Source organism: Bacillus sp. V33-4, from assembly GCF_002860225.1.
Lineage (GTDB): Bacteria > Bacillota > Bacilli > Bacillales > Cytobacillaceae > Bacillus_BJ > Bacillus_BJ canaveralius.
The window spans coordinates 1-12957 of sequence record NZ_PGVC01000062.1; the positions used below are offsets into that span (position 1 = coordinate 1).

At 39.2% G+C, this 12957-nt stretch carries 8 protein-coding genes; 3 read left to right on the plus strand and 5 right to left on the minus strand.

The window, feature by feature from the left end:
• Positions 1-204 precede the first annotated feature (204 nt).
• Together CVD23_RS19095 and CVD23_RS19100 are read left to right on the plus strand one after the other, a co-directional pair.
• On the plus strand, positions 205-1074 hold the full coding sequence (locus CVD23_RS19095) for a proline iminopeptidase-family hydrolase (protein ID WP_101666868.1): 870 nt from the start codon (positions 205-207) through the stop codon (positions 1072-1074).
• Between the two features lie 240 nt (positions 1075-1314).
• Entirely contained in the window at positions 1315-5052 is a 3738-nt protein-coding gene (locus tag CVD23_RS19100; protein WP_101666869.1) for an AAA domain-containing protein, read from the plus strand.
• A 165-nt stretch (positions 5053-5217) separates the two neighbouring features.
• On the opposite strand, the gene CVD23_RS19105 is transcribed toward CVD23_RS19100, so the two are convergent.
• Positions 5218-6207, minus strand: coding sequence for a DUF4003 family protein (locus tag CVD23_RS19105; RefSeq protein WP_101666870.1), 990 nt, complete (start codon positions 6205-6207; stop codon positions 5218-5220).
• Between the two features lie 398 nt (positions 6208-6605).
• Between CVD23_RS19105 and CVD23_RS19110 the strand changes: the two genes are divergently transcribed.
• Complete coding sequence (locus CVD23_RS19110) at positions 6606-7457, plus strand: DegV family protein (protein ID WP_101666871.1); 852 nt, start codon at positions 6606-6608, stop codon at positions 7455-7457.
• An 804-nt stretch (positions 7458-8261) separates the two neighbouring features.
• Here the strand turns inward: CVD23_RS19110 and lsrB are convergent.
• Genes lsrB through CVD23_RS19130 form a run of 4 tightly spaced genes read right to left on the minus strand, consistent with a single transcriptional unit; the run spans position 8262 to position 12878 of the window.
• On the minus strand, positions 8262-9338 hold the full coding sequence (lsrB, locus tag CVD23_RS19115; protein ID WP_101579340.1) for an autoinducer 2 ABC transporter substrate-binding protein LsrB: 1077 nt from the start codon (positions 9336-9338) through the stop codon (positions 8262-8264).
• An 18-nt stretch (positions 9339-9356) separates the two neighbouring features.
• A complete protein-coding gene (locus tag CVD23_RS19120; RefSeq protein ID WP_374702651.1) occupies positions 9357-10346 on the minus strand; it encodes an ABC transporter permease in 990 nt (329 codons plus the stop codon).
• Entirely contained in the window at positions 10330-11364 is a 1035-nt protein-coding gene (locus CVD23_RS19125; protein WP_101666872.1) for an ABC transporter permease subunit, read from the minus strand. The genes CVD23_RS19120 and CVD23_RS19125 overlap by 17 nt, the downstream gene beginning before the upstream one ends.
• Complete coding sequence (locus CVD23_RS19130) at positions 11364-12878, minus strand: sugar ABC transporter ATP-binding protein (RefSeq protein WP_101666873.1); 1515 nt, start codon at positions 12876-12878, stop codon at positions 11364-11366. The genes CVD23_RS19125 and CVD23_RS19130 overlap by 1 nt, the downstream gene beginning before the upstream one ends.
• Between the last annotated feature and the right edge of the window lie 79 nt (positions 12879-12957).

Genomic DNA, 12957 nt, shown 5'->3' on the forward strand with positions numbered 1-12957 from the left:
GGCTACGCCATTATCTGGATGAGAAGGGAAATAATTCTCCTACAAACATTTTACTCATACTATAGGTACTATATTTACCTAAAGTTTAGAATTAGTCCATTTTCTCTACCGCATTGGGTAAGCCAGTAAAGAATAGTTAAACTTAATTAATCAGTAATACATGCAATACAATCAATTAATTATATAAAATGAGGGTGAATTAAAATGTACGAACAAGGCTATGTAAATGTAAACGGGGGAAAGGTTTGGTACGAAATACATAATAAAGATGCGAGCGGTACCCCTGTGATTGTTCTCCACGGCGGCCCAGGTTCATCAAGCTATTCACTTCAAGGATTGAAGGAGCTTAGTAAAGACCGTCCTGTCATTTTGTATGACCAGCTTGGCTGCGGGAGATCTGATCGTCCAGAGGATGAGTCACTATGGAGAATTAATCGCTTTGTGGAGGAACTTGCTCAGATAAGAGAAGCGCTAAATCTGGATGAAGCCCATATTCTCGGTCATTCATGGGGTACCACACTTGCTGCTGCTTATGCTTTAACTCAGCCGGCTGGGATTAAAAGTGTGATCTTTTCAAGTCCATGCCTTAGCGCGCCACTATGGGAACAAGACCAAAAAAGGAATATTGAAAAACTGCCATTAAAGATTCAAGAAACGATTAAACGTTGTGAAGAAAATGGGACAACTGATTCAGAAGAATTTAAAGAGGCAATTGGCGAGTTTAATAAGAGATTTGTCTGCCGCTTGGACCCTTATCCACAATGGCTGAAAGAAGGCGCTCACTTTAAGAATCCAGAGGTATACCAGATCATGTGGGGTCCTTCTGAATTTTCAGTGATGGGGAATTTAAAAACCTTTGATTGTACATCTCAATTAAAGGAAATAACCTGTCCCACTATATTTACATGTGGCCGGTTTGATGAGGCTACTCCCGCATCAACTGAGTATTTTAGCAGCCTTGCTTCCAATTCAAGTTTTCATGTGTTTGAAAACAGTGCGCACCTGCCATATGTGGAGGAACCCGAGGAGTATTTGGAAGTCATTTATGAGTTTCTAAAAAGTGTCGATCAATGACCCAAAAATTAATAAGATTTTCCCAAACACGCCATATAGTAAAAGGCGTGTTTTCTTATTGGGCAACAAAAGTAGATATTAGGGGTAAAAATCTTTTTTTATTTTACCTATTGTCTAATATTGTTGAATGATGGAAAATAAATGTAAAGAACGGTAAAGGACGATACTACGAACCAGGTGTTGTATATTTAGTTCTAAATACCATCAATAGCGTTTTGACAAAAAGAAAGAGGGCTTAACATGAGAGTAAAGTTAATACATATGAGGGACAAATTGAACGACATCAGTCGACGTAATCGATCAATTCGATTATTAAAACTTTATAATAAGTGGAGTTTTGATTTAACAGAGCTAGATAAGTTATCTAGAGAAAATTCTAGTAAATCAATTGTAGAAAAAATTATTAAACAATCTAAAAGTGATATTACATTGCTGAAACCAACAGTCGATAATGAAGAATCGATCATTATCTCAAAGAAATTGACGGATTTATCAAGGAATTTAAAAGGGATTGAAGAAGAAACTGGGCTTCGTGATTTCTATCTAGGTTTTCCTTTTTTAACGGGAACTTTATCAGACGGCACATTTTTTCAGGCCCCCTTATTCCTATATCCAATAAAGTTAGAGAAGAACAACGTAAATAGCCAAAAATGGTTTTTAACTGTGGATGAGGGTGGACCGCAAATTAACCGAACCTTATTTTTAGCTTTTAAAAAATTGAATAACCTATTCTTTACTGAAGAATTTTTTGAAAAAGCAAGCGAGGTTGCATCAAAATACAGCTATACCGACTGGTTGTCTTTTCTAAAGGAATATGAAATGAATGTATCGTATAATCCTGCCGGTGTTGTAAAATTCAAAGAATATAAAAAAGAAGATATACCTGAGGTAGCAAGTCTTACTTTATTAGAATATGCCGTAATCGGGAACTTTCCACAAGGAAATTCTGCCTTAGTAAAGGATTACGAAGCTCTTATCGAACTTTCAGAGGAAGACAATCTTTCTTTAGTAGGCGAAATGATCGAACCACAAGATGTTGATTCAAATCAAGATGCCGTAGAATCAGATATTAGGGATGATCGGGAAAAAGAAGATCCTGAAATTTTAAATCTTCTAGAAGCAGATGGATCTCAAGAAGAGATCTTAAAGGAAGCTCGATATAAAAAAGGGATAGTAGTTCATGGCCCTCCTGGGACTGGAAAATCTCAAGTAATAGTTAATTTGGTTACGGATGCCTTGAAACAAGCTAAAAAGGTATTGGTAGTTTGTCAAAAACGGGCAGCTTTAGATGTTGTATATCAACGTCTTGACAGCATTGGTTTAAGCAATCATATAGCGCTTGTACATGATGAAAAACAAGACCGAAAAAAGCTCTATACAAAAATTGAGTCAGTACTTAGTCAAGATAATGAAATAAATCAACAGGCAGAAATAGTGTTATCTTCAACTACCAAGAAATTGTTAGCACAGGAGGAATTACTAAATAGCATCGCTAAAGCATTATACGAGTACCAAGAGTTTGGATATAGGCTTTATGATTTATATGGAGCTTCTAAACCAATACAAGATGTTCAAAAAATCATAGATATGAATGATATTCTAAATGAAATAGATAAAGACCTTCTTGAAGATACATTAGAAAAGTTATATACCTATGCTGAATGGTACAGAAATTTTGGGGAATCTGAATACCCATTAAAAGACCGTAAATCGTTTGCCCACTTAGAAATGAAAGATAAAATAGAGACAATTGAGCTTCTAAATGACTTGATTTTAAAGGCAAAAAATTCAGTGGATTTTCTAAATTCCCTAGATCAGAGTAAAATTACCCCAGCTTATACCTGGTTGGTGGAAAATAAATTGGATAGAATTTACCCAGACTTAGCCGAAGAAAATAAAAAAACCCTGCAAGGCCTAAGGCTTTGGTGGTGGACATCCGTAACGGGGAAACCTATTATAGAAGAATTAATCGAAGGGAACAAATTTAAGGGGACTAATTCGACAGAGTGGTTAAAAATTAAAAAGGCTCTTAAAACCATGCATCAGTTAGGTAAAGAAACCAAAATGATGGCACATGAAATTGAAAAGCTAAAAAAATTCTTTGTTGATGAAAAGGTTGATGAATACAGGACTCGTATTTCAGAAGGGGATATTCCTTTAAGTGATCTGGAAAAAGTAGCTGAATTTATCCATAGGGACTTTGAAGAATTACAACAAATGGATTCATTTTGGAATTCATGTTCTGATTTAGTTAAAAAGATTATTAATAAATTACAAGAAAAATCAATAGATGAAACAGAGTCTTTGCCGGAGCTTTGGGTTGACATAGTAAGAAATTCAACATTCGTCCATTGGATAGACAAAACCGAAAGGAAATACCCTCAGGTGCAAAAAGTTTCTACTAATGAATTTTCCAGGCTTCGAAAGTCGTTCTCGATATTAATAGAGGAAAAAAGAAAAGTAGCTGCCGAATATTTAATTTCATCACTCACAAAAAATGTTGAAAGGGTTAAAAGTTCAAATTTTAAGAATATCAAAGAACTTAAACATCAAGTTGGTAAGAAGAGAATGGTTTGGCCATTAAGGAAATTAGTAAATAGGTATGCAGGAGAAGGTCTTGTTGATATTATGCCAGTTTGGCTTGCTTCTCCCGAAACAGTATCTTCCATATTTCCATTAGAAGAAGGTCTGTTCGATCTAGTTATTTTTGATGAAGCATCACAGTGCACTGTAGAAAGTGGAATTCCATCTGTTTATCGTGCTAAACATCTGATTGTCGCTGGAGACGAAAAACAGCTGCCTCCTTTTAACGTGTTTCAGTCATCAATATCAGTTGACGAAGAGGATGAGGAACAATTCGATACTGAGGACTCAATCAGCCTTTTAAATCTAGCAAAAAGAAGGTTTCCTGAAAAAATTCTTCAATGGCATTACCGCTCTAAATATGAAGAACTTATTAATTTTTCCAATCATGCATTTTATAATGGAACCGTTCAAATAGCTCCAAACGTTATTCCTTTTAAAAGCCCCCCAGCCATCACTTGGAAAAAGATTGAAGGAAAATGGATTAATCAAGCGAATGAAGTTGAAGCTATAGAAGTGGTTAATACCCTAAGAGACGCTCTTATTCAATATCCTAATAAAACTATTGGGATTATAACATTTAATGCAAAACAACAGACTAAAATCTTGGATATGATTGATAAAAGGTCAAGTTATGATGAGGAATTTAATTCCGTTTATAATCAAATGATGTCCAGAGAACTAGATGAAAGAATCTTTGTTAAAAATATTGAAAATGTACAAGGTGATGAAAGGGATATCATTATTTTTTCAATCGGGTATGCAAAAAATGAGGAAGGAAGAGTATATAATCGATTTGGTATGCTTAATCAAAAAGGAGGCGAGAACCGCCTCAATGTTGCCGTGAGTCGAGCAAAAGAAGGTATTATAGTTGTATCAAGTCTCGAACCTGAAGAGCTGAATGTTGCAGGTACAGCACAATTAGGACCCAAATTATTAAAGTCTTACCTTAAGTATGTCAGAGCGGTTTCAAGTTCCCAACTTGAGAATATAAATGCGGTAGTTCAGGAAATAAATGAAAATGTAAGTACACATGTGCAAAAAACTTCATTGCATTTTGACTCACCGTTTGAAGAACAAGTATATCGTCAATTAAGTAATCTAGGATATGAAGTTGTAACACAAGTTGGTATGTCAGGCTATAGAATAGACATGGCAGTTATTCATCCTAAGGATTCTTCGAGATACCTACTTGGAATAGAGTGTGACGGGGCTATGTATCATAGTTCTGCCAATGCAAAAGAAAGAGATGTGTATCGTCAAAGATTCCTTGAAAATAGAGGATGGGTCATCGAACGAATATGGAGTAGGAACTGGTGGAAAAATCAATCCTCTGAAATTGAAAGAATTGATCAAAGAATAAGGGAAATATTGAGAACTGAAAACATACACTAAGAAGAGAAGGTATGGCACTGGATTAAACAGAGTCATACCTTTTTATGCTTAAAAAGAGTTTTGTGATTAAATTTCAAAGTCTTTCTCACACTATATTGTTTACTGAATGAGGAGAAGCAAAGCCGTTTTCTTTTTATAGGAAAACGGCTTTTCTATGAGAAAAGATCAGCTGTCACCAGAGGAGCTGCTCGCTGCAGCTGTAGCGGCTGTAATGCTTGCAGTCATTGCCGCTTGTTGAGCTTGTATCAGGATTTCGATGGTCGTGTTTAAACCAGCTCTTGCGGCATCACCCAATAGCGTTTTTTGGCTCATTAAAAATAATACGCTTAACATAAAATTAACATCCTTATTCCATTTAAATCGTTTATCATTGTTCAAATTCTCGTAGATCTCATTGAGGTTTTCGATTTCACTTTCGATGTTTTCCAAATAGGACAGCATTCCAATATAGGGATAATAGACCCTTTTTGATTTAAAATTTGCCTTTTCGAGCTGGTTTCTAATTTCCAGGCATCTTACCGCGCTTTCAACAGGCTTCTGGTTTGTATTTAATGCGAGGATGTGGCTTAAAAACTGCAGGTCATTCCCAATTGAAAAGCCTTTTTCGTTTAGGGCCTTGTAATGATCCTCTACATTGACAATGATTTCATCTTTATTTTTTTCGGATTGAGCAAGGATGGCCGCCAGCGTGTAATCACCAGAGTTCGTTAGGAAAGGATGATGATCTTTCATCCCATTATATACATCTACTGTTTTCTGAACATATTCTTCGATCCGACTTGGTTCCACTTTTAAAAGAGTTCCCGCTGCAATATAGGAATAAACGACTCGGCTATAGCCATTCTCGATAAGTTTTTCGTAGATGTTGATAAAATGATGAAAACTGTCTTTTGGGTCACCCGTTGTTGAATCTAATGTGGCCGCTGTGGTAAAACGGTGCGCAGATTTTAAATGTGAAAACATCCCAACTTCGTTCTTTATATAGTCGGCAAGTTCCAAAAAGCGTTTTAAATGAAAGTCCTTTGAGTTTGTCACATACATGACGGCAATCAGCATCAGGAACCGTTTATCCGTTTTCCATTTTAATGATGAATACAGCTGTGAATAGATATCCTTAAAAAGGGCCATTCTTTCCTTTAAAGTTTGCTCAAGCATAAGAAAAGTCCCACCTCTCTCAGTTTTCCTAATATTGTATACGAGAAAAAGTTTTATTAGGTTTCATTTAACTGTATGGGGGAGTTTCTAACGATCTAGTTTATTGCAAAAATGAAGCAACCAACGTATTGATTGCTATTATTGATAGGTTATCATAACTGAAATTAAGAAAACGGTAATGGTACCATTCCAAAACTGGGGGAGGTACCTTTCTTGTATTATCTTTTGGATTAAGATTATTATTGCAATTACTATTATAAATGAAATAATCGGCAAGGAATTTTTATCAAAGGCGTGATCATGTCGTTTTTAATGCCCTTTTTCATGTATAGTAGAGTAGAACGGAAAAACGCAGAACGAAGAATTACGGCTTTTTTTTATAGAAGTGGAGGCTATTTATGAGAAGACTTATTTTGTCGACAGAGAGTGGTGCGGATTTACCAGAAGAATTAGCTGACAAACATAATGTTCAAGTGGTCCCGATGCACGTCATCATGGATGGGCAGGATTTTTTAGACGGTTCGTTACCTGTAACGGATATTTATGATTATTATGAGCGGACAAAAAAAATACCCTCTACAACGTCCACGAATTCTCATGAATATCATGAATTTTTCACGAAGATAAAAATTGATTTTCCTGATTGCATCATCATACATATTGGGTATACCTCAAAGGCATCCTCTTCCTTCCAAAATGCTATAATCGCATCGGAAGAATTGGATGATATTTTTCTAATTGACGCTTTGAATGTTACTGGTGGATTAACTGCTCTTGTGATGTATGCGGTTTCCTTGTTAGAGAATGAACCTACGATTGACCCTGTTCGCTTAGTAGAGAAGATTGAATCAAAGGTTCCTAAATCAAGACTGGCTTTCGTTCCCGGAAGTTTAGAGTTTTTAAGAGCAGGTGGACGTGTAAGCAATCTAGCTTATCTTGGAGGGGCTTTGTTAAAAATAAAGCCGCGTATTGAACTAATTGATGGAAATCTTGTTTCAACAAAAAAATATCGTGGGAAAATGGATGGAGTATCAGAAAAACTGATGCGAGATTATTTAAATCAATACGATATTGATAGAGAACAACTTTATCTTATTTACTCAGTCGGACTTGATGAAAGGATCAAGCAGCGGATGGATGAAATCGCAAAAGAAACTGGTTTCAAAAATGTTAAATGGATGCAAGCAGGGGCTATGATATCTACTCACGCTGGACCTGGTGGCTTCGGAATCGCAGGGTTGGAAGTTTAGGAACGGGTCAAAAAACCGGTGAAAAAGACTCCTTATTATAATGGCAACAAGGGATTATGCACAGTCCCCTCCATTTTCCATTTTAATGATGAATACAGCTTTGAAAAGATATCCTTGAAAAGGGTCATTCTTTCCTAGAGTTTGCTCGAGCATAAGAAAAGTCCCACCATTCACCGATTTCCTAATATTATATACGAGAAAAAGTTTAATTAAGTTTCATTTTAACAGTATTAGAAGAAGTATGTATTACTAACAAAACTCACCAACAAACCGTGTTATGTATGCATTCTCTGTGGAGATGTGTATAAGCTGCGAATTTTAAAACACCAAAAAACAAACATACGTTCTTAAAATTCTTAACTATATGGTATAATAAGAGAACAATAGAATAGGTTTTCTCAAAGGTGGTCGGCACGCTCCCATTAGAAAGGGGGTGATGCTATATGACAGTTTTCGAATCATTAATGATTATGGTTGCTTTCGCAAGGGTTGCTTTCGCAAGCCTGTTCGTGGCAATTCTGTCATTTAACCAAAAAAAATAATCCACCCTTGAGTTAACGGCTCAGGTGGATTATTCCCCGTATTTAGTCGATCCCCTTTGTGGGAACCTACTATTGTTTGACCGGACATGTGTTACATGTCTGGTCTTTTTTATTCTATGTTGTTTCTTAGTTCTATTATACCGTAATCTCGTTCAAAGTGAAACAAAAGAGCAGTCAAAGATGTTCTTGGTTTTAGCGAACAGTGACAGTCATTGTTCGCTTTTTACAACTATATCAAACAAAACGGGGCCGTTTTCTTATTCTAAAAATCAAAATCATCAATGTTATCCTTTGTGAATACAACCCGGTCTGGCAGCAGGATGATGCCACTGCGATCGTCTGTGTAGTCATAGCCCTGAATGGTATTAGGTTCGATTTTAACTTTGCCTACGTTTGGCACTTCAAATTCATCGCCTACTTTGAGGTCTTTGCCTTCGACTGTCATTAAGTACGCGACATATGCGGCAAGGGCACCTTGCTTCTTGACATCCCATAAACCGAATTGCTTGACGGTATCGCGTTTCACATAATCTCTCATGACATTAGGAGTGGAGAATCCGGTAATAACGACCTTGCCGGCTTTACCAAGGTTTTCAGCAGCCTGGGCCATCGCCGGTAGGGCAGTGGCGTCGGGACAGATTACGGCATTGATGTCAGGATATGTCTGTAGGATACTTTCACCAACGGAAAGCGATTTTTGCGCGTCATTCTCTCCGTATTGGGTGGTGACGATTTCCCAGCCGGGATATTTATCAGCAATGATTTCCTTTGCTTTTTCTACCCATTGGTTTTGGTCGGTAACGGTTGGGCTGGAGTAGAAGAAGGCGACCTTTCCTTTGTCACCGATTTGATCAGAAGTCATTTTGATCAGGAGCTCAGCCAATTGATCCGGTGTTCCCTGGTTAATGTAGAAGGAACGGTCCTTAGGATTGACGTCGGAATCCCATGTTAAGATTTTTACGCCGCGGTCCTTGGCGCGTTTTAATGCCTGGCTTAGCCCGTCAACGGAGACGGATGAAATCATTAATGCTTTATATCCTTGATTCACGAAGTTATTAATGTATTTGACCTGGCCGGATACGGAGGCTTCACTAGGCCCATCGTATTTCAATTCAACATCCAGGGAATCTGCCATCTCCTTGGCGCCCTGGCCTCCAGATGTGAAGAAGCCGACACCAGTGAGCTTAGGTATGAAGGCAAGTTTCACGTCTTTCTTATCTGTCTTTCCTCCGCTATTTTTATCATCAGTACTGTTTTTTGTTCCGCTGCTGCAAGCAAGTAAAGATCCGGCCAACAAGAGAATTAACATCATCAACAAAATAGGTTTAAACTTCTTCATCAAGTATTTCCCCCTTATTCATTCTCGGTTAAATGATTGATTCCTTGCTCCAAAAATGCTTTTGAATGCCTGCCATTTTGTATTGCGCAGTAAAACTGCAAGAATTAACATAACACCAATAACGACACTGGTTTGTTCGCTGGTCATACTGGCCATTTGCAGTCCGTATTGCATCATACCGATCACAATACTAGCCACTGCCGTGCCAAGGACGCTGCCCTTTCCGCCAAAAATACTCGTTCCACCCAAGACGACAGCGGTGATAACAGGCAGGACTGCATCAGCACCAAGGTCTGATCTTGCGGAGCTAAAGTATGATGTAAGGATGATGCCGCTAATACCACCTCCGAAGCCGGATAACATATAGGTACTTAAAACCGTCCACTTTGTACGGATTCCGCTGTACCTTGCAGCTTTTATATTGATCCCCACTAAATATACGTTACGCCCATATCGAGTGAAGTGGAGCAACCCACCGAATAAACAGATAGACAACAGCAAAATCCAAATAGGATTGGGAATGCTTAGGAATAAACCATTGGCGATATTGACAAATGCATCAGGAAAACCGCTAATTCCTTCATAGCCGGAAGCACTGGATCCCCCTGATAAAACAAGGGCTATTCCCGAAAAAAGGAACATACCTCCCAAAGTGACAACTAGTGGCTGTACTGTTGTGAAAGCGACTAAAAGACCGTTGATCAACCCTGTAAAAACGGCCAGCAGAATGGTAATAAGCAGGGCCATCCAAATATTCATGCCATCCTTCCAGAGAACTCCGACGAGGATGGAGGAGAGTCCCATGATCGACCCGACTGAGACATCTATCCCGCCAGTAATAATCACAAACGTCATTGGAATGGCTGCAAGGGCAATATAAGCAAAATCATTCATGCTGTATAGAAGATTGTTCATGTTCAGAAATCCGGGAATGATATGCCCGAACATGATGAGTTCCAGCAGGAGGAACAATACAAGGACCGCTTCCCATTTAAGTAGAAGCGTTATTTTCGTTTTCAAGACCGGTACCTCCTTTTATGGAGATCGTCGCATTTTTCTTTTTGCTGGAAAAAGCCTGTTTTCTTAAATATAGCTGAAATTTGGAATCTCCAACTACAATTAATAGTAAAAGCAGCCCCGATATGGCATTGTTCCAGTAGGCCGGGATTTTCAAGTAAATGAGTGAAGTATTGATTACAGTAAAGAAAACGGCACCTAGACTTGCGCCGACAACGCTTCCTAGTCCACCTGTCAAACTGACACCTCCGAGAACAGCTGCTGCAATGACCTGGAGCTCGAGACCGCCGCCAGTCTGGTTTGGTACAAAACCGATGTTCATGACGAACACCATTCCGGCTATGGCTGCAGAAATACCAGAAAGCATAAAGGCGAGCAGCTGAACTCTTTCAACCGGGATTCCTACCTGTCGTGCTCCATCGCGGTTATCTCCAACTGCGTAAAAATAGCGGCCAAATTTAATTTTTGTCAAGAATAGATGGGTAAAGATGACCAGAATCACGGCAATCCAAACCGGAAAATTCAAGCCGAGAAGCTTTACCCCCGCCAATTTTTTATAAAAATTTGGGATATCCTCAATCCACATCCCTTCCGTATAAATCAGCATGCATCCCCGAATAATTCCAAGCATCCCAAGCGTCATGATGATAGACGGAACCTTTAAAAAGGCAACACCTACTCCGTTGATCAGGCCGATGATGGCTCCTGCGGTCAATACAATTGCCGTTACAGCCCAAATATTATAGCCCGATGTTAACAAGACTCCGCAGATGGCAGCCGACAGCCCCATGATGGAACCAACTGATACATCTATGTTCGAGGTGAAAAGGACAAACGATTGGCCGATCGCCATGACGAGCAGGATGACACTTGCTTTGATCAGGAGGGAAATCGTATCTCCCGTGACAAACTCGTGATTAAAGGCACCGACCAGGATAATGTAAGCAAACATTAACAAGAGGATCGAAAGTTCCCTTGCTTTGACCAATCGAACGAAAAGGGAAGGCATTACATAATCACCTCTTTATTCACACCAAACGCCCATTTAGTAATGGTATCTGAGTTGATTTCGGACTTGGTGAGGGTTTTGACAAGCTTTCCTTCATGCATGACCAGCACCCTGTCACTGAGTTTTTCGATTTCTTCAATATCAGAGGAAATCAGAAGTACAGCTAAGCCTTTGGATTTTAACTCATGAATGATCTTGTATATGTCATTGCGGGCGTTGGCATCGATTCCGCGTGTGGGCTCATCGAAAATGATCACCCTCGGGGTTGCTGCCAGGTATTTGGCAAGCACCACTTTTTGCTGGTTTCCTCCTGATAAATCCTTCAGTTCCTGATCCATGCTTGACGATTTCACCTTTAAGTCCTCTACGTATTTGGAGGCGATTTTCTTTTCCTGTTTGAATGGAAGAAAAAATCCTTTAAGGCGATATAGAATCGTTGAGGTGACATTTTTCTCAATCGTTGTAATCGAGAAAACACCGTGTGAATGGCGATCCTCCGGGACGTAGACCATGCCTTTGTTGATTCGCCTTCTTGCAGTCAATCCGTTCAATTCCAGACCGCCCATTTGAATGCTTCCTTGCTCAATCGGTATCAATCCAAAGATGGCTTCCGCCAGTTCTGTCCTACCAGCGCCAACTACCCCTGCAATTCCTACAACTTCTCCCTGATGAAGGGTGAAACTGATTGAGCTGAATCTTTTTCCGGAAAGCTCCTCAACGGAAAGAGCAGGATGATCAAAAACGGGAGCATCTGTCTCTCGTAGGACGTGTTTTTCCGGGTGAACAATGTTTTTACTCGCACCTCCAGGCATCAAGCCTTCGAGAATGCCTTCATAGGAGAAATTTGTGACAGGTCCCTGCGCTGAAACAACACCATCACGTAAAACGGATACGGAATGGGCGAGCGTAAAGATTTCGGTAATGCGATGTGTGATATAAAAAACGCCAAGTCCTTCCGCAGTCAGGTTCTTGATTGTCTTAAATAAAGACGCAATTTCTCCAAACGTCAGGGTGGAAGTCGGTTCATCAAGTATAAGAATCTCAGCTTCTCTCACTAATCCTCTAATAACTTCGACCAATTGCTGCTCGGCAATTGAAAGGGATAAAGCACTTTGGTTCAAATCGAGATTCCAGCCCAATCTTCGAATGATTTTTTGAACCTTTTCCTTCAAGACAGGCTTCTTCCCCGGCAATCCAATCAAGATGTTTTCTTCGACTGACATATTTGGAAAAATAAGCGGCTCCTGAGGGACGAGATACACTCCGTGCTGATGGGCCTCATTTGTGTTTGAGAAAGCGGCCTGCACTCCTTTTATGAAAATGGATCCGCTGTCGGCTTTGTATAATCCAGTAATGATTTTCATCAATGTTGATTTGCCGGCACCGTTCCCACCTACAATGGCATGAACTTCTCCCTTTTGCAGGGAAAGAGAGACACCGCGCAGGACGGGTACACCGGAAAATTGCTTAAAGACTTTTTCTACTTGAAGCAATGCCGCTGTTTCATTTTCCATCGAACATTTGTCACCACCCCTATAAGAAAGTGCAGTAAACGCTTACATAAAAAATAAAGATTTACAAGAGCGAAATTTC

Excerpts from the sequence above, each read along its gene's own strand:
- CVD23_RS19095 (WP_101666868.1), top strand. The coding sequence starts at position 205 with ATGTACGAACAAGGCTATGTAAATGTAAACGGGGGAAAGGTTTGGTAC.
- CVD23_RS19100 (WP_101666869.1), top strand. The coding sequence starts at position 1,315 with ATGAGAGTAAAGTTAATACATATGAGGGACAAATTGAACGACATCAGT.
- CVD23_RS19105 (WP_101666870.1), bottom strand. The coding sequence starts at position 6,207 with ATGCTTGAGCAAACTTTAAAGGAAAGAATGGCCCTTTTTAAGGATATC.
- CVD23_RS19110 (WP_101666871.1), top strand. The coding sequence starts at position 6,606 with ATGAGAAGACTTATTTTGTCGACAGAGAGTGGTGCGGATTTACCAGAA.
- lsrB (WP_101579340.1), bottom strand. The coding sequence starts at position 9,338 with ATGAAGAAGTTTAAACCTATTTTGTTGATGATGTTAATTCTCTTGTTG.
- CVD23_RS19125 (WP_101666872.1), bottom strand. The coding sequence starts at position 11,364 with ATGCCTTCCCTTTTCGTTCGATTGGTCAAAGCAAGGGAACTTTCGATC.
- CVD23_RS19130 (WP_101666873.1), bottom strand. The coding sequence starts at position 12,878 with ATGGAAAATGAAACAGCGGCATTGCTTCAAGTAGAAAAAGTCTTTAAG.